Source organism: Streptomyces sp. DH12, from assembly GCF_020873895.1.
Classification (GTDB): Bacteria; Actinomycetota; Actinomycetes; order Streptomycetales; family Streptomycetaceae; genus Streptomyces.
Genome location: NZ_JAHWGT010000014.1, coordinates 133,244 through 150,480 on the forward strand (window position 1 = coordinate 133,244; position 17,237 = coordinate 150,480).

Below are 17,237 nucleotides of genomic sequence, written 5' to 3' on the forward strand. Positions count from 1 at the left end.
CCCTTACGTGTCGCACTCCAGCACCGTGCGGCACAGCCGGCACCGGGCCCGCACCCGGCCGCGCACCGGCACCCGGACGCGCTGCCGGCAGGTGGGGCAGGGGAACGACACCCGCAGCCCGGCCCCGGAGCCCTCGAAGGCGTACCCGTCCCCGCCCGCCGCGCCGCCGGGAACGGGGCCGCCGCCGGGTTCCGCGTACCGGCGCCGCTCCCTGGCGTACCGGCGGCGCCCGGCGCGGTCCGCCGCCGCGAGGGGCGGCCGGCGCTCGTCGCGCAGCGCCTGGGCCCGGCCTCGCTCGTACGCCGTGTACGCCTGCGGGCTGCTGAACCACGGGGAGGGGTCCTCGCCGAAGACGCGCGCCCGCTTGGCGAGCACGTAGCCGAACTCCTCGGGGGTCAGGTAGCCGAGCTTCTGGCTCGTCAGGGCGTCCTCGCGGTACGCGTCGAGCAGCAGCCAGCCGGCGCCCAGGTACGTGGTCACCGTGTCGGTGAGGATCTCGTTGTCGCGCGTGTCGGGGAAGGCCAGCCCCCACCGGTGCAGGAGCACATGGGTGATCTCGTGGGCGAGGGCCGCGCCGATGTCCCGCCGGTGCGTCCGGAAGCGGTCGTTCAGCTCGACGAAGTACTCCGGACCCGCGGCGAGTTCGACGGCGGCCGCGTGCTCCATCGCCCGGAAGCCCACGATCATCCGGGCCTCCGGCAGCCGCAGCTGCCGGACCAGCGCGCCCGCCACCCGGTGCGCGCCCAGGTGCAGGTCGTCGGCGTCCGCGAAGGCCACGTCGCCGGGGGCGACGCTGGCGGCGTACGCGTACAGCCCCTCGGGGGAGACCCGCCGGTACAGGGCGGTGAGGGCGGCGTGGACCGTGGCGAGGTGCGGGAAGCCGTGGGCGACGTCGCCGCCGCCCCCGCGGGGCCTGCCGTACGCCATGCTCCCCGCCCCCTTCCGGTCGGTGCCGGGCCCGCGTCCGCTCGGCCCGCCGCGTCCGCTCGGCCCGCCGCGTCCGCTCGGCCCGCCGAGCGCGTGGGGACCGCCGCGGGCGCGTGGACCGCTCGCGGGTCCGCCGGAGCCTCCTCCACAGTACGGCCGGCGGCCCTCCTCCCGCGTGCGCGGCCGCCCGCGCGTGCGCGTGGCCGAAAACACGGCCTTGTGGGGTGCTCGGCGACCTCCGGATAATCCCGTCCATGCCTTGACGGGCGCATGTCATACAGATGTGCGGTCGTTGTGCGCGAGGCCCTACCCCCCACGGAAGGCAGAGACGTGAAGAAGACACTCGTTCGTGCCCTCAAGAGATTCGCGGCGGCCGGCGCGGTGGTGCTCGCCGCGGTCAGCCTCCAGCCCACCTCCGCCTCGGCCGCCCCCGCGCCGGTCGTCGGCGGTACCCGCGCCGCCCAGGGCGAGTTCCCCTGGATGGTCCGGCTCTCCATGGGCTGCGGCGGCTCCCTGCTCACCCAGCAGATCGTCCTCACCGCCGCCCACTGCGTGAGCGGCTCGGGCAACAACACCGGCATCACCGCCACCGCCGGCGTGGTGGACCTGCAGAGCTCCTCCGCCATCAAGGTCCGCTCCACCAAGGTCCTCCAGGCCCCGGGCTACAACGGCACCGGCAAGGACTGGGCCCTGATCAAGCTGGCCCAGCCGATGAACCTCCCCACCCTCGACATCGCCACCACCACCGCGTACAACTCCGGCACCTTCACCATCGCCGGGTGGGGCGCGAACCGCGAGGGCGGCAGCCAGCAGCGCTACCTGCTCAAGGCCCAGGTGCCCTTCGTCTCCGACGCCACCTGCCGCCAGGCGTACCGCGAGCTGGTCCCGAGCGAGGAGCTGTGCGCCGGCTACACCAGCGGCGGCACCGACACCTGCCAGGGCGACTCCGGCGGCCCCATGTTCCGCCGGGACGCGAACGGCGCCTGGATCCAGGTCGGCATCGTGAGCTGGGGCTACGGCTGCGCCCGGCCGAACTACCCCGGTGTCTACACCGAGGTGTCGACCTTCGCCTCCGCCATCAAGTCGGCGGCCGCCACCCTGTGACGCGCTGACCCCCGGGCAGGCCCGCCGCACCGCGGGCCTGCCCTCCCACCTGCGGGCGACCGCATCCCGAACACCTCTGCGCCGTCCGCCGCGAGCCGTCTAAGCTCGCGGTCATGAGCACGAGCGACATGCGAGACATCGACGGCGCCGTCGTCGCGGAACTGACCCGCCTCCGCGAGAGCATCGACAACATCGACGCGGCCGTCGTCCACATGCTGGCGGAACGCTTCAAGTGCACCCAGCAGGTCGGCCTCCTCAAGGCCCGCCACCACCTGCCGCCCGCCGACCCCGCCCGCGAGGCCCGCCAGATCGCCCGGCTCCGCGAACTCGCCGAGGCCGCCAACCTCGATCCGGCGTTCGCCGAGAAGCTCCTGAACTTCATCATCGCCGAGGTCATCCGGCACCACGAGCGCATCGCGGTCGAGCCCCGGACCGGCGACGACGCGGGCGCCGGAGGCGCCGGAGCGCACTCCGGGTGAACCGGCGGCACGACTGACGCTTACAGCGGAACCCCCTGCCCCGCCCCGGCGCCATCGGGCAGCATGGGCCCATGCCCGTACTGACGCGCGAAGAGGCGCAGACCCGAGCCCGGCTGCTGGACGTCCAGCGCTATGCGATCGACCTCGACCTGACCACCGGCGACGACACCTTCGACTCGACGACCGTCATCGAGTTCACCGCCCGCGCCGCCGGTGACACCTTCGTCGAGCTGAAGCCCGCGGAACTGCGCGGCGCGACCCTGGACGGGCAGCCCCTCGACCCCACCGCACTGGACGACAACCGGCTCCCCCTGACGGGCCTCACCGAGGGCCCCCACGTCCTGCGCGTCGACGCCGCCATGCGGTACTCCCGCACCGGCGAGGGCATGCACCGCTTCACCGACCCCTCCGACGGGGAGACGTACACCTACACCCAGCTCTTCCTCGACGACGTCCAGCGCGTCCTGGCCGCCTTCGACCAGCCCGACCTGAAGGCCGCCTTCGACGTCACCGTCACCGCCCCGGACCACTGGACCGTCCTCGGCAACGGCGTCACCACCCGGCAGGAGGACGGCCGTTGGAAGGCCGCCACCACGCCCCCGATCTCCACCTACCTCCTCGCCGTCGCCGCCGGCCCCTGGCACTCCGTGCGCACCGAGCACGCCGGGCTGCCCTTCGGCATCCACTGCCGCCGCTCGCTCGCGCCCCACCTCGACGCGGACGCCGACGAGATCCTCGACGTGACGCGCCGCTGCTTCGACCGGTACCACGAGAAGTTCACCGAGCCCTACCCCTTCGACTCATACGACCAGGCGTTCGTCCCCGAGTTCAACGCCGGCGCCATGGAGAACCCGGGGCTCGTCACCTTCCGCGACGAGTTCGTCTTCCGCTCGGCCGTCACCGTCTCCGAACGCCAGACCCGCGCGATGGTCATCGCCCACGAGATGGCCCACATGTGGTTCGGCGACCTCGTCACCCTCAGGTGGTGGGACGACATCTGGCTCAACGAGTCCTTCGCCGAGTACATGGGCTACCAGACCGTCAACGAGGCGACCACCCGCTACCCCGACACCTGGATCGGCTACGGCATCGCCCGCAAGTCCTGGGGGTACGACGCCGACCAGCGCCCCTCCACCCACGCCGTCGCCCCCGACCCGGACGCGGTGCCCGACACCGCCTCCGCCCTTCTCAACTTCGACGGCATCTCCTACGCCAAGGGCGCCTCCGCGCTGCGCCAGCTCGTCGCGTGGATGGGGGAGAAGGAGTTCCTCGCGGGCATCAACAACCACTTCGCCCGCCACCGCTTCGGCAACGCCACCCTCGCCGACTTCATCGACAACCTCGCCTCCGCCACCGACCGCGACGTCCACGCCTGGGCGGAGGCGTGGCTGCGCACCACCGGCATCGACACCCTCACCGCGGGCGTCACCGCCGAGCAGGGCCGCTGGACCCTCGCCCTCCAGCGCGACGGCAGCCGGCCCCACCGGGCCACCGTCGGCGTCTACGACCGCGACCTCGCCGACGGCGGGAGCCTCGTCGTGCGCGAGCGGTACGAGACGGACGTCCCCGGGGACGGCGCCCCCCGGAGCCGGCCGGGCCGCCGCCCCGCCCTCGTCGTGCCCAACGACCACGACCTCACCTACGCCAAGGTGCGCCTCGACGGGGACTCCCTGGAGACCACCCTGCGCTGCCTGTCGGGCGTGCCGGACCCGCTCACCCGCGCCGTCCTGTGGAACACCCTGCGCGACATGGTCCGCGACGGCGACCTCGCCCCCGCCGACTACGTCGCCACCGCCCACGCCCACCTGCCGGAGGAGGCCGACATCGCCATCGTCGACGGCGTCCTCGGCTTCGCGATCCACCAGATCGCCGACCGCTACGTCCCCGCCGCCGACCGCGCGGGCGTCCGGTCCACGCTCACCGACCTCACGCGCGACCTGATCCGCCGCACCGAGGACGGCGAGAACCCCGGCCTGCGCCTCACCGCCGTACGCCACTTCATCGACTGCGCGGACCGCACCGGCACCCTCGACGGCTGGCTCGCCGACGGCGCCGTGCCCGGCGGGCCCGACCTCGACCCGGAGCTGCGCTGGCGGATCCTGCGGCGGCTCGCCGTGCTCGGCGCCACCGACGAGGCGGCCATCGCCGCCGAGCTCGACCGGGACCCGAGCGCCACCGGGCAGGAGGGCGCCGCCCGCTGCCGCGCCGCGCTGCCCTCGGCCGCCGCCAAGGAGGCCGCCTGGGAGGCGATGTTCCACGACGACGGCCTCTCCAACTACCTGTTCAACGCCACCGCCGAGGGCTTCTGGCAGCCCGAGCAGACCGACCTCCTCGCCCCGTACGTGGCGCGCTACTACCCGGAGGCCGCGGCCCTCGCCGCCCGGCGCGGCCCGGCCATCGCCACCGCCGCCGGCCGCCACGGGTTCCCCGGGTACGCCGTCACCCCGGAGAACCTCAAGCTCGGCGAGGAGCAGCTCGCCCGCCCCGACCTGACGCCGGCCCTGCGCCGCCAGCTCGTCGACCGCCTCGACGACCTGCGCCGCGCCCTGCGCGTCCGGGAGGGCTGACCCGCGGGCGCGCCGGCGGCCCCGCCGGCGCGCCCCGCCCCGTCGCGTACGCCGTCCCGCGCGCGCCCCGCCCCGTTGCGCGTCTCCCGCCGCGTTGCGCGTCTCCCGCCGCGTACGCCGCGTACGCCGCGGCCCGTACGCCCGGGCGCGCCGTCCCCCGTTCGGGTAGCGATCCCCGCACACCCCGCACGCGGCCCGCACCACCGGTACACGCTGACTCACGCAATGTCACGCACGCGTGGAAGGCAGCCCCCGGATGACCCCCACCCCCACCGCCCCCGAGCCGGTCCCGGCGCCCCGGCGCCACCCCGGGCCGGAGCGGCCGCACGACCTCGTCGGCGTCGGCATCGGCCCCGGCAACCTCTCCCTCGCCGCGCTCGCCCACGGGTTCCCCGGCGGCCTCGACACCGTCTTCTACGAGCGGGCCCCCGCCTTCCACTCCCACCCGGGCCGGCCCTTCGAGGGCGCCACCGCGCACACCCCGTTCCTCGCCGACCTGGTCACGCTGGCCGACCCGACCAGCCCCTGGACGTTCCTGAACTACCTGCGCGTCCGCGACCGGCTCCTGCCCTTCTACGCCGCCGAGCGCCTCCACGTGCACGGCGCGGAGTACGACGCCTACGGCCGCTGGGTCAGCGACCACCTCCCCGGCCTGCACTTCGGGCACCAGGTGGACGCGGTCCGGTGGAACCCCGAGCTGGACCTGTTCGAGGTCGACCACGCCCGGCTCGACGCCGACGGGGAGACGGAGGCCCTCGGCCGGGCGTACGCGCGCCATGTCGCCCTCGGCGTCGGCTCGGAGCCGGACGTCCCCGAACCGCTCAAGCCCCTCGTCGCGGCGCCCGCCGTCCCCGTGCTGCACTCCGCCGACTACCCGGCCCACCGCGAGGCGCTCCTCGCCGCCGGGCACGTCACCGTCGTCGGCTCCGGGCAGTCCGGCGCCGACGTCTTCCTCGACCTCCTGCGCCACCGCCCCCAGGGCCGCGAGGGGATGCACTGGATCACCCGCACCGACGCCTTCGCCTCCGCGGAGCGCGCCCGGCTCGGCCTCGAACACCTCACCCCGGACCACGCCCGGTACTTCCACGCCCTGCCCGAGCAGGCACGCGACGACCTGCTCCCGGGCGGCCGGCGCCACCGGGCCGTCAGCCGGGACACCCTCGACGCCATCCACGACGAGCTGTACCGCCGCACCGTCCGGGGCGGCTGGCCGGACGCCGTCCTCACCCCCGGGGTGCACGTCCGCACGGCGGGCCGCCTGGCCACCACCAAGGTGGAGCTCCACCTCGAACACGTCCGCCAGGGCAGCCGCTCGCGCCTGACCACCGACGCGGTCGTCCTCGCCACCGGCTACCGGGCGAGCCCCCTGCACCGCATGCTCGCCGCGCTCGACCCCTACCTGCGCCGCGACGCCCGCGACCGGCCGCGCGTCGACGAGCACCACCGGCTCGTGCTCGACCCGTCGGTCACCGGCAGCGTGTACGTCGTGAACCCCGCGGCCCACACGCACGGCCCGGGCGCCGCCGACCCCGGCCTGACGGCCTGGCGGAGCGCCGCCGTCCTCAACCACCTGACGGGCAAGGAGCCCTACCCGCTGCCCGGCCGCACCGCCTTCACCGGCTTCGGCCTGGAGCCGGCCGGCCCGCCGCGCGTCCCCGTCCCCGCTCCCGACCGCGGGCTGATCCCGCTCGGCGGCCGGCCGTAGGACCGGTCCGGGAAGTCCCGGACCGGCCCCTCCGGCCGGCCGCCGGCCGTCAGAAGACGGGCGTGCCCGCCCGCGTCAGCCGCCAGCCGACCGAGGCGAATTCCGCCGGGTCCACGGTGCCCTTCGCCTTCACCCACTGGATGATGGTGTTGCGGATCTCGTCCGAGTCCGCCCACACCTGCTGCGCGTCCGCCACGTGCGGGAAGGCGCCGCCGCCGCTCGCCCGGTAGTTGTTCACCGCCAGCACGAACCGCGCGGCGGGGTCGACCGGGGCGCCCTCGAAGGACAGGCCCGTGATACGCGAGCCCACCGGCTGCGCGATGTCGATGTCGTACGACAGGCCGTACACCGCGTCGTAGTTGTAGTCCGGCGTGCCCCCGGCGTTGGTGAGCTTCGCGGTGTCGACCGGCTCGCCGGGGGCCGTCCGCGCGTAGTACCGCGCCGAGTACTCCAGGTACTCCTTCAGCTGGGCACCCGTCATGATCCGGGCCTCCAGGGTGTTCTCGAACGGGTAGAGGCCCGCCGCGTCCCGGATGGTGATCTCGCCCGCCGGGATGGCCGCCGACCGGGAGAAGCAGGACGCCTGGGACAGCACGGGGAGCGCCGCGTGCTGCGTGCCGGCGAGCGCCGCCCGCACCGTCTCGGCCTGCACGTGGTTGATCAGGTCGATGATCGGCTCGTCCCGCCACGGGGCCCGCGCGGTCGACATCTCCACCGGTGAGGTGCCGATCACCTGGTTGACGTAGGCCACGACCTTCTCGTGCTCGTCGGCGAGCAGCCGCACGATCGCGGGGTCCTCCTCGACCGTGTTGGCGTCGAGCACCCGGGCGCCGACCCGCTCGACCAGCCAGCGGCCCTTCGACCACACCAGCTCGAAGTCGAACCGCGTCAGCCGCTGGCCCCACTTCAGCGGCTCGGAGAGGACGACGTCGCGGCCGGTCCGCTCGTTCCTCACCCGGTACTCGGCGATCTCCGTGTGCGCGTGGCCGACCAGGATCGCGTCGATGCCGGGGACCTGCTGCGCGACGAGCGCCGCGGCGTTCTCCACGTACGGCAGCTGGTCCCCGTACGAGGAGGTTCCGCTCGAACCGGAGTGCGCGGAGACGATGACGACGTCCGCGCCCATCGACCGCAGCTTCGGCACCCAGTGGGCCGCCTGCTCCTCCAGCCCGGGGAAGACCATCCGGCCGGAGACGTTCGCCTTGTCCCAGATGGCGATGCCCGGGTTGGTCAGCCCGAGCACCGCCACCCGCACGTCCCGCCCGCACGGCGTGCGCATCCGGTGCATGCTGTACGGCGCGAAGGCGGGCCGCAGCGTCCTCGCGTCGAGCGCGTTCGCCCCCAGCAGCGGGAAGTCGCACTGCTCCTCGAACTTCCGCAGCACCGGGATGCCGTAGTTGAACTCGTGGTTGCCGAGCGCCGCGGCGTCGTACCCGATGGCGTTCATCGCCTGCGCCATCGGGTGGACGGGGCCGCGCGCGGCGGTGATCGGGTCGACCTTGGCGTAGTAGTACGACAGCTGGGTGCCCTGGATGGTGTCGCCCGCGTCGATCAGCAGCGTGTTGCGGCGGCCCTTCTCGGCGCGCACCCGGTCCACCAGCGTGGAGATCTTCGCCAGGCCGACGTCGTTGTGCGCCTTGTCGTCGAACTCGCGGTCGGTGAAGTAGTCCCAGTTGAAGACGTGGCCGTGCAGGTCCGTCGTGCCCATCACGGTGAAGGAGTACCGCTTCGGCGCGGGCTTCGCCTGCGCGGCGGGCGCGGTGGCGGTGGTGGCCGCGGCCGTCACGGTCACACCGGCTCCCACGGCGGCGGACCGCCCGAGGAAAGACCTACGGTTCAGCGGCATGCGTACTCCCCTTCGTCCTTCTGTACAACGCGCGTAGACACGACGCGCGTAGATTCTGGACCAGGGGCCATGCCTTCGAACACCCCCGCGAGGTTTCGATCCGGTGTCCGGGTGCGAAAAGACACCACATGGCCACCCCCGAAGCGCCCCGCATCACCGTCCGCGGCGAAGCCCACGTCGAGACCGACCCGGACCTCGCCCGCATCGCCGTGACCGTCACCGCCCGCGGCACCGACCGCCGCGCGACCCTCGACGACCTCACCCGCCGCAACGCCGCCGCGGTCGACCTCGTCAAGGGGTACGCGGACGCCCTCGACCGCCTGGAGACCGGCGCCCTCGTCCTCACCCCCGAACTGGGCCGCCGCGGGCGGGGCGAGCACGTCCGCACCCACCACGGCACCGTCCAGCTCACCGCCACCCTCACCGACTTCACGGCCCTGGGCGAACTCGTCACCCGCCTCGCCGACCTCGACCTCACCCGCGTCGACGGCCCGTGGTGGTCGCTGCGCCCCACCTCACCCGCGTACGCCCGCGCCCGCGAGGAGGCCGTGGCGGACGCGGTGCGGCGCGCCCGCGACTACGCCCGAGCCCTCGGCACCGACCTGGACGCCTTGCTGACGCTGGACGACACGCCGTCGGACGGATTCGCCCCCTTCGGCGCGGGCGCCCCCCGCATGGCCTTCGCCGCCGAGGCGGCCGACGTGCCGCCCCTCGACCTCCAGCCGCAGCGGCAGACGGTGAGCGCGCACGTCACGGCCGGGTTCACGCTCCGCCCGCCGACCCTCTGAACCTCCCGCCGGCCCGCTCATCGGAGCGGCCCCCCGCCCACTTCAACACTTGTCAACGCCCGGCCACCCAGAGGAGGTTGACCCGTCATCCGGAGCAAAACCTCTACCCATCGGTAAGCCCTAGGCTCGCACCATGCGCCGAGCGAAAATCGTCTGCACCCTGGGACCCGCCACCCACTCGTACGACCAGATCAAGGCCCTCGTCGAGGCCGGGATGGACGTGGCCCGCTTCAACCTCAGCCACGGCACCTACGCCGACCACGAAGAACGCTACGCCCGCGTCCGCAAGGCGTCCGACGAGACCGGCCGCAGCGTCGGGGTCCTCGCCGACCTTCAAGGTCCGAAGATCCGTCTCGGCCGCTTCCGCGAGGGGCCCGTACTCCTTGAACGCGGCGACGAGTTCACCATCACCACCGAGCCCGTCGAGGGCGACCGCGCCCTGTGCGGCACCACCTACGACGGCCTCGCCGCGGACGTCACCGTCGGCGAGCGGATCCTCGTCGACGACGGCCGGGTCGCCCTGGAGGTCACCGCGGTCGACGGCCCCCGCGTCCGCACCCGGGTGCTCGAGGGCGGCATGGTCTCCGACCACAAGGGGCTCAACCTCCCCGGAGTCGCCGTCTCCGTCCCCGCCCTCTCCGACAAGGACGTCGAGGACCTGCGCTGGGCGCTGCGCACCGGCGCCGACGTCATCGCGCTCTCCTTCGTGCGCAGTGGGCGCGACATCGAGGACGTCCACCGCGTGATGGACGAGGAGGGGCGCCGCGTCCCGGTCATCGCGAAGATCGAGAAGCCGCAGGCCGTGGAGAGCATCGACGACATCGTCGCCGCCTTCGACGGCATCATGGTGGCCCGCGGCGACCTCGGCGTGGAGATGCCGCTGGAGCAGGTGCCGATCGTCCAGAAGCGCGCCGTCAAGCTCGCCAAGCGCAACGCCAAGCCGGTCATCGTCGCCACCCAGATGCTCGACTCGATGATCGACAACTCCCGCCCCACTCGCGCCGAGGCGAGCGACGTCGCCAACGCCGTCATCGACGGCACGGACGCCGTGATGCTCTCCGGCGAGACCAGCGTCGGCCGCCACCCGGTCGAGACGGTCCGCACGATGAGCCGCATCGTCGCCGCCGCCGAGGAGGACGTGCTCGCCAAGGGCCTGCCGCCCCTGACCGAGCGCAACAAGCCGCGGACGCAGGGCGGCGCGGTGGCCAGGGCGGCGGCGGAGATCGGGGACTTCCTCGGCGCGAAGTACCTCGTCGCCTTCACCCAGTCCGGTGACACGGTGCAGCGGCTGAGCCGCTACCGGTCGCCGATCCCGCTCCTGGCCTTCACGCCCGACCCGGCGACGCGCTCGCAGCTCACCCTGACGTGGGGGGTCGAGACCTTCCTCGGCCCGCACGTGGAGTCGACGGACGCCATGGTGGCGCAGGTGGACGAGCACCTGCTGGAGATCGGCCGCTGCCGGCCGGGCGACGTCGTGGTGATCACGGCGGGTTCGCCGCCCGGGGTGGCGGGGTCCACGAACCTGGTCCGCGTGCACCGCATCGGCGAGGCGGTCCGCTGAGAGCGCGTTCCACCCGTCCGTACGCCACGGCTCGACGGGCGTCCGCCGCACGGACGGCGGGGCGCCCGGCGGGGGCTGCGGGGGAGGGGCGCCGAACGGCGAAAAGGCCAGTAGCGTGACCATGGAAACAAAGGAAAAGTGCCCCGGGTCGGACTCGAACCGACACTGTACGGGTTTTGAATCCGTTGCCTGCTGCCAATTGGGCTACCGGGGCTCGCAGAATCGAAGGTTTCCCCCGACCCGCTGCGAGTCCACCATACCGCAGCTAGGTAGGCTCATGGGGAGCTGTACCGCCCCGTAACGAGGAGCCTCCGTGACCGCCCCCGAGTCGCCCCAGCCGCCCGTCGCCGACGACGACACGTCGCACGTCCCGCCGCTGACGACCCGCGTCGTCATCGCCGAGGACGAGGCCCTCATCCGCCTCGACCTCAAGGAGATGCTGGAGGAGGAGGGGTACTCCGTCGTCGGCGAGGCCGGGGACGGCGCCCGGGCCGTGGAGCTCGCCCGCGAGCACCGCCCCGACCTGGTGATCCTCGACGTGAAGATGCCCGTGCTCGACGGGATCTCGGCCGCCGAGAAGATCGCCGGCGAGTCGATCGCCCCGGTGCTGATGCTGACCGCCTTCTCCCAGCGGGAGCTGGTGGAGCGGGCGCGGGACGCGGGGGCGATGGCGTACCTCGTGAAGCCGTTCAGCAAGAGCGACGTCGTCCCGGCGATCGAGATGGCGGTGTCGCGGTTCGCGGAGCTGCGGGCGCTGGAGAAGGAGGTCGCGGACCTCGCGCAGCGGCTGGAGACGCGCAAGCTGGTGGACCGCGCGAAGAGTGTCCTGCAGACCCAGTACGGGCTGTCGGAGCCGGCGGCGTTCCGGTGGATCCAGAAGACGTCGATGGACCGCCGCATGTCCATGCAGCAGGTGGCGGAGGCCGTCATCGAGGACGGCGAGGAGAAGAAGGCCGCCAAGGGCCAGTGAGGGTCGTACCGGGGCCTCCGCCCCGGTACGGCGGTGGGCCGACGGCCGTCGGCCGGGTTCCGGGGAAGCCCCCGGCCCGTCGTCCGCTCCTGTGGGAGGTGGACAACGGGCCGGGGGCTTCCGCCGTTCCCGGACCGGCGCAGCTCAGGGGCGGTTTTCAGCCGGGACGTGCGGGGTTGTGAAGATCATGTGCCGGTCGCCGTGATGTCCGCTGGCCGGTAAGGAGTGTTCTGTTTCCGGCACATGACCCAGGTCACAGGGGGATCACACATCGGTCGGCCACCTATCCGATGAGCCGAACAGACGATTACATTCCCCGCACACCGCACGGACAAGCGGTGTCATGTGAGGAAGTTGTTCGAACTTCCAGCTCACACAAGATCGTTCGGGCGGCTCCAGGGAGTGCGTTGTGCTGAACAGAACCCTCGTCAGAATTGCTGTTCCAGTGGTCGTCGGCGCCCTCGCGTTGACCGGTTGCGGCGATTCGGGCAGTGACGGTGACACCCTCAAGATCGCTTTCCAGGGGCCGCTGTCCGGCGACAACGTCGCCCTCGGCGAGAACATGCAGAACGGTGTGAAACTGGCCATCGACCAGGCGAACGCCAAGGGTGACCTCGACGTCAAGCTGGAGTACGTGGCCGCGGACGACCAGGGGCTTCCCGACAAGGCCACGGCCGCCGCGCAGAAGGCCATCGACGACGAGAGCGTCGTCGCCGTCGTCGGCCCCGCCTTCTCGGGCCCCACGAACACCGCCTCCCCCCTCTACACCGAGGCGGGCCTGGTGACGGTGTCGCCGTCGGCGACCAACCCGAACCTCACGGACCCGAAGAACGGCTTCGAGAGCCTGTTGCGCGGCGTCCCCAACGACAGCCAGCAGGGCGCCGCGATGGCGACCTACTACGCCAAGAAGCTCCAGGCGAAGAAGGTCTACCTGCTCGACGACAAGACGGACTACGGCACCGGCCTCGCCGCCGTCGCCGAGAAGAACCTCAAGGCCGCCGGCGTCCAGGTCGTCCGCAAGGCCGTCCCGCAGAAGACGCCGGACTACAGCGCCACCGCGAAGGACGTCGTCAACTCCAAGGCCGACGCCCTCATCTACGCCGGCTACTACCAGGACGCCGCGCCGTTCGCCAAGAAGCTCAAGGAGGCCGGCTACAAGGGCGCCGCGATCTCCGGTGACGGCACCAACGACGCCAAGTTCATCGAGCTGGCCGGCGACGCGTCGGAGAACTGGTTCCTCACCTGCCCCTGCACGGACGCCACCGTCGAGGCCGGCACGAAGAAGTTCGCCGCCGACTACCAGAAGGCGTTCAATCGGGCCCCCGGTACGTACTCCGCGGAGTCGTACGACATCACCAACATGATCATCGAGCAGATCAAGGGCCTGAAGGGCGACGTCCAGCGCCAGGCGCTGCGCGACGCGCTGGCCAAGGCCAGCTACAAGGGCCTGACCAAGACCTTCTCCTTCGACGAGAACGGCGAGTTCAAGGGTACGGACGTGTACCTGTACCAGGTGAAGGGCGGCAAGATCGCCTACCAGGGCAACGTCAACCAGCTGGTCGGCTGAGGCCGCGAGCGGCTTGACGCCGGGTGACGGGGGCCGGGAGGCGCGCTTCTCCCGGCCCCCGTCCGGCACCGGGGTCCCCCCTCCCACCCCGCACGTGTCTGATTCGCCTGTCCCGCCGCGGACCGCTGCCGCCATGAGCGCCACGGCCTCCGCCCGGTTCCCACAAGGAAGTTCGTTCCCATGTCCCTCCAGGATTTCTGGGACTACCTCGTCCTAGGTGTGATGCTCGGCTCGCTGTACGCCGTCATCGCCATCGGCTACACCCTCGTCTACGGCGTCCTCCAGCTGATCAACTTCGCGCACAGCGAGGTCTTCATGCTCGGCGCCTACGGCAGCCTCATCGTCCTCCAGCTGGTCAGCCCGGGGGACAACCCCTCGGCGCTGGCCTCCATCGGCTTCGTCGCCCTGGCCATGGCCGGCTCCGCGCTCTTCGGCGGCGTCACCGCCTACGGCCTGGAGAAGGTGGCCTACCGGCCGCTGCGCCGCCGGGGCGCGCCCCGCCTGATCTTCCTCATCACCGCGATCGGCGCCTCCTTCTTCCTCTACAACCTCGCCGGCAAGCTCTTCGGGCGCGACCCCGTGACGCTGCCGGAGATGTACGACAACCACGCCGTGTTCAGCCTCTTCGGCGCCGGCGTCAACGTCACCCAGCTGCTCCAGTTCCTCACCGCCGTCGTGATGATGGTCGGCCTCGACCTGCTGGTGAACCGCACGAAGCTCGGCAAGGGCATCCGGGCCGTCGCCCAGGACGCCGAGGTCGCCTCCCTCATGGGCGTGGACATCGACCGGGTCATCTCCCGGACCTTCGTCATCGGCGGCGTGCTCGGCGGTGTCGCCGGCTTCCTCTTCGCCAACCTCAACCAGGTCTCGTACACCATGGGCTTCATCCCCGGCATCACGGCGTTCGCGGCGGCCGTCGTCGGCGGCATCGGCAACATCCGCGGCGCGATGGCCGGCGGGGTGCTGATCGGTGTGGTCGAGACGATGACCGTGCCGCTCCTCGGCGACGAGTGGCGGAGCGTCTCCGCCATGGTCGTCCTGATTCTCGTGCTGATGTTCCGTCCGATGGGCATCCTCGGCAAGCAAGTGGGGAGGGCGGCGTGAGCACGGTGGAATCCTCCACGAAGGACGTGGCTTCCGCGGCGAGCAGGCTCCGTCGTACGGCGTGGTACCAGCAGCCCCGGTTCACCCGGCTGTGGACGCTGCTCGCGCTCGGCGTCCTGCTGGCGCTGGTCACCGGTGAGCAGGGCAACACGCGGGACATCTTCTTCTCGATCGAGAGCTCCCTGACCGGCTCGCACCTGTGGGTGTGCCTCGCCCTCACGGTGGGCGTGTGGGGCTTGCGCGAGTTCGCGGGCGAGCCCATCAGGGGCGCCGTGGGCCAGGCCCGTTCGGCCGCGGGCGGTCCGGTCGGCGCGCTGCGCGAGCGGTTCCAGGGCGACCGGCGGTTGCGCTGGGGCCTGATGGGCCTCGCGCTGGTGCTGGCCCTCGTCGTCCCGTCGACGCTGTCGCGGACGTGGCAGACGGTCCTGGTCGACCAGATCGCGATCTTCGCGCTGCTGGCCATCGGCCTCAACGTCGTGATCGGCTGGGCGGGCCTGCTGGACCTGGGCTTCTTCGCCTTCTTCGCCGTGGGCGCCTACTCGACGGCGTTCTGGACGGGGCGCCTGCCCATCGAACCGCCCGTCGTGCTGAACCCGTTCTGGGTCATCCCGATCGCGGTGGTCACCTGCCTGGTCACCGGGTTGCTGCTCGGCGCGCCGACGCTCCGGCTGCGGGGTGACTACCTGGCGATCGTGACGCTCGGCTTCCACGAGATCATCTACCTGGTGGCGAAGAACGCCGACGGCGTGACGGGCGGCCCGCAGGGCGCCCGCCTCATCCCGGACTTCTCGTTCGACTTCGCCGGCATCCAGTACTCGTGGTCGATCAAGCCGCTGCCGTACTGGTACCTGCTGGTGTTCTTCATCGTGCTGGTGATCATCCTCTTCTCGCGGCTGGAGCACTCCCGGGTCGGCCGGGCGTGGACCGCGATCCGCGAGGACGAGATCGCGGCGGCCGCGAACGGCGTCGACACCGTGCGGTTCAAGCTGATGGCCTTCGCGATCGGCGCGTCCACCTCGGGCGTCGCCGGCGTGATCTTCACCAGCAAGTACGGCTACATCAACCCCGAGGTGTTCCCGCTGCTCCAGTCGATCCTGATCCTGGCGTACGTGATCTTCGGCGGCATGGGGTCGATCCCGGGCGTGCTGATGGGCGCGGCCGCCCTGGTGTGGCTCCCCGAGGCGCTGAAGGACTACGTGGACCCGTCCGACCGGTACATGTACCTGGGCGCCCTGCTCGTGATCATGATGATTTACCGGCCCCAGGGCATCTGGCCGTCCCGGCGGCGTCAGCGGGAGCTGAAGCTGGCGGAGGAGGGCCTCGGCGACGCCGACGCGATGTCCGAGCCGGCGGGAGGCAAGATCCGATGAGCACTGACGTGACGAGCCCTGAGGTGACGGGTGCGCCGGCCGCGGAGCCGGTGCTCCAGGTGACGGGCGTGACGCTGCGGTTCGGTGGGCTGACGGTCCTCGACAACGTCGACATGTCGATGCGCCGGGGCGAGGTCCTGGCCGTGATCGGCCCGAACGGCGCGGGCAAGACCTCCTTCTTCAACTCCCTGACGGGCGCCTACACCCCGCAGGAAGGGAAGATCGTCTTCGTCTCGAAGGACGGCGGGCGGAAGTCCCTGCTCGGCAGCAAGCCCCACCTGGTGAACCGGGTGGGGGTGGCCCGTACCTTCCAGAACATCCGGCTGTTCGCGGCGCTCACGGCGCTGGAGAACGTGAAGATCGCGGCGGAGACCCGGCTCAAGGCCGGTCCCGTGTCGATCATGCTGGGCCTGCCCGGCGCGCGCCGGGCGGAGCGGCAGAGCGACGAACGCGCCCACCGGCTGCTGACGTTCGTCGGCCTGGAGGACAAGCTCAACGAGATCGCCGGCAGCCTCAGCTACGGCGACCAGCGGAGCCTGGAGATCGCCCGTGCCCTCGCGACCGACCCGCAGGTGCTGCTGCTGGACGAGCCGGCGGCGGGCACCAACCCGACGGAGAAGCTGGAGCTGGAGCGGCTGATCCGCCGGATCAACACCGAGCTGGGCGTGAGCGTGCTCCTGATCGAGCACGACATGCGGCTGGTCATGTCGGTCGCCGACCGCGTGATGGTCCTCAACTTCGGCAAGAAGATCGCCGAGGGCACGCCGAGCGAGGTCCAGCAGCATCCGGCGGTGGTCGAGGCGTACCTGGGCAGCTCCGCGGAGGACGCGGAGGCGGTCCGGCACGCGGTCGAGGACCGGCACGCGGAGACCGCCCCGGCCGCCGCCCCCGCCTCCACCGGGGCCGCGGAGGCCACCGGGGGTGATGCGGAGGAGGCCGGCGACGGCGGGACCGGTACGGCTGACGACGCCGGTGCGCGGGAGCCCGCCGCCGCGCGGGACGCGGACACCGGCGCCACCACCGGCGCCACCGGCGACGACGCCGGCGCCGCGGACGAAGCGGGAACCACGACTGACACCACTGCCGCTGCCGACGACGACGACGCGGACGACGCGGATGACGCGGGCGGAGCGGACGGAGCGGACGACACCGACGGTGCGGCCGGCAGGCGTGGCGACGAGGTCCGGGCGGACGGCGCGAGCCGTGCGCGGAGCGACGAGGAGAGCGGCCAGTGAGCACGACGGCACAG

The 17,237-nt window shown here is 72.3% G+C and carries 13 protein-coding genes and 1 tRNA gene; 11 read left to right on the top strand and 3 right to left on the bottom strand.

Going from position 1 to position 17,237, the window contains the following annotated elements:
- Positions 1-3 precede the first annotated feature (3 nt).
- Positions 4-927, bottom strand: a complete 924-nt coding sequence (locus LPA54_RS15340) for a hypothetical protein (protein WP_228977886.1) — start codon at positions 925-927, stop codon at positions 4-6.
- 330 nt (positions 928-1,257) lie between these two features.
- On the opposite strand from LPA54_RS15340, the gene LPA54_RS15345 reads away from it, so the two are divergent.
- From LPA54_RS15345 to LPA54_RS15360, 4 genes are all read left to right on the top strand, one after another.
- The gene (locus tag LPA54_RS15345) at positions 1,258-2,031 is read left to right on the top strand and encodes a trypsin-like serine protease (RefSeq protein WP_228977889.1); all 774 of its coding nucleotides are present in this window, start codon (positions 1,258-1,260) and stop codon (positions 2,029-2,031) included.
- Between the two features lie 113 nt (positions 2,032-2,144).
- Positions 2,145-2,510: a chorismate mutase gene (locus tag LPA54_RS15350; protein ID WP_228977893.1), complete on the top strand. Its 366-nt coding sequence runs from the start codon at positions 2,145-2,147 to the stop codon at positions 2,508-2,510.
- A gap of 71 nt (positions 2,511-2,581) precedes the next feature.
- Positions 2,582-5,077, top strand: coding sequence for an aminopeptidase N (pepN, locus tag LPA54_RS15355; RefSeq protein ID WP_228977895.1), 2,496 nt, complete (start codon positions 2,582-2,584; stop codon positions 5,075-5,077).
- A 256-nt stretch (positions 5,078-5,333) separates the two neighbouring features.
- Entirely contained in the window at positions 5,334-6,782 is a 1,449-nt protein-coding gene (locus LPA54_RS15360; RefSeq protein ID WP_228977898.1) for a lysine N(6)-hydroxylase/L-ornithine N(5)-oxygenase family protein, read from the top strand.
- 49 nt (positions 6,783-6,831) lie between these two features.
- Here the strand turns inward: LPA54_RS15360 and LPA54_RS15365 are convergent, their stop codons facing one another.
- Positions 6,832-8,628: a bifunctional UDP-sugar hydrolase/5'-nucleotidase gene (locus tag LPA54_RS15365; RefSeq protein ID WP_228977900.1), complete on the bottom strand. Its 1,797-nt coding sequence runs from the start codon at positions 8,626-8,628 to the stop codon at positions 6,832-6,834.
- Positions 8,629-8,756: 128 nt separating this feature from the next.
- On the opposite strand from LPA54_RS15365, the gene LPA54_RS15370 reads away from it, so the two are divergent.
- Positions 8,757-9,416 (top strand): SIMPL domain-containing protein, encoded by a 660-nt coding sequence (locus LPA54_RS15370; RefSeq protein ID WP_228977903.1) that lies wholly within the window; start codon positions 8,757-8,759, stop codon positions 9,414-9,416.
- 133 nt (positions 9,417-9,549) lie between these two features.
- Positions 9,550-10,977, top strand: a complete 1,428-nt coding sequence (gene pyk, locus LPA54_RS15375) for a pyruvate kinase (protein WP_228977906.1) — start codon at positions 9,550-9,552, stop codon at positions 10,975-10,977.
- A 139-nt stretch (positions 10,978-11,116) separates the two neighbouring features.
- Here the strand turns inward: pyk and LPA54_RS15380 are convergent.
- A tRNA-Leu gene (locus LPA54_RS15380) sits at positions 11,117-11,191 on the bottom strand.
- A gap of 99 nt (positions 11,192-11,290) precedes the next feature.
- On the opposite strand from LPA54_RS15380, the gene LPA54_RS15385 reads away from it, so the two are divergent.
- The 5 genes from LPA54_RS15385 (at position 11,291) to LPA54_RS15405 (ending at position 17,223) form a co-directional block, all read left to right on the top strand.
- Complete coding sequence (locus tag LPA54_RS15385; protein WP_228977908.1) at positions 11,291-11,947, top strand: ANTAR domain-containing response regulator; 657 nt, start codon at positions 11,291-11,293, stop codon at positions 11,945-11,947.
- 409 nt (positions 11,948-12,356) lie between these two features.
- A complete protein-coding gene (locus LPA54_RS15390; protein WP_228977911.1) occupies positions 12,357-13,514 on the top strand; it encodes a branched-chain amino acid ABC transporter substrate-binding protein in 1,158 nt (385 codons plus the stop codon).
- A 180-nt stretch (positions 13,515-13,694) separates the two neighbouring features.
- Positions 13,695-14,618, top strand: coding sequence for a branched-chain amino acid ABC transporter permease (locus LPA54_RS15395; RefSeq protein ID WP_228977913.1), 924 nt, complete (start codon positions 13,695-13,697; stop codon positions 14,616-14,618).
- Positions 14,615-15,988 (top strand): branched-chain amino acid ABC transporter permease, encoded by a 1,374-nt coding sequence (locus LPA54_RS15400; RefSeq protein WP_228977916.1) that lies wholly within the window; start codon positions 14,615-14,617, stop codon positions 15,986-15,988. The genes LPA54_RS15395 and LPA54_RS15400 overlap by 4 nt, the downstream gene beginning before the upstream one ends.
- Positions 15,985-17,223 (top strand): ABC transporter ATP-binding protein, encoded by a 1,239-nt coding sequence (locus LPA54_RS15405; protein ID WP_228977918.1) that lies wholly within the window; start codon positions 15,985-15,987, stop codon positions 17,221-17,223. Before LPA54_RS15400 ends, LPA54_RS15405 begins: the two co-directional genes overlap by 4 nt.
- Positions 17,224-17,237: the final 14 nt, after the last annotated feature.

Excerpts from the sequence above, each read along its gene's own strand:
- pyk (WP_228977906.1), top strand. The coding sequence starts at position 9,550 with ATGCGCCGAGCGAAAATCGTCTGCACCCTGGGACCCGCCACCCACTCG.
- LPA54_RS15365 (WP_228977900.1), bottom strand. The coding sequence starts at position 8,628 with ATGCCGCTGAACCGTAGGTCTTTCCTCGGGCGGTCCGCCGCCGTGGGA.
- LPA54_RS15405 (WP_228977918.1), top strand. The coding sequence starts at position 15,985 with ATGAGCACTGACGTGACGAGCCCTGAGGTGACGGGTGCGCCGGCCGCG.
- LPA54_RS15340 (WP_228977886.1), bottom strand. The coding sequence starts at position 927 with ATGGCGTACGGCAGGCCCCGCGGGGGCGGCGGCGACGTCGCCCACGGC.
- LPA54_RS15370 (WP_228977903.1), top strand. The coding sequence starts at position 8,757 with ATGGCCACCCCCGAAGCGCCCCGCATCACCGTCCGCGGCGAAGCCCAC.
- pepN (WP_228977895.1), top strand. The coding sequence starts at position 2,582 with ATGCCCGTACTGACGCGCGAAGAGGCGCAGACCCGAGCCCGGCTGCTG.
- LPA54_RS15360 (WP_228977898.1), top strand. The coding sequence starts at position 5,334 with ATGACCCCCACCCCCACCGCCCCCGAGCCGGTCCCGGCGCCCCGGCGC.
- LPA54_RS15395 (WP_228977913.1), top strand. The coding sequence starts at position 13,695 with ATGTCCCTCCAGGATTTCTGGGACTACCTCGTCCTAGGTGTGATGCTC.
- LPA54_RS15350 (WP_228977893.1), top strand. The coding sequence starts at position 2,145 with ATGAGCACGAGCGACATGCGAGACATCGACGGCGCCGTCGTCGCGGAA.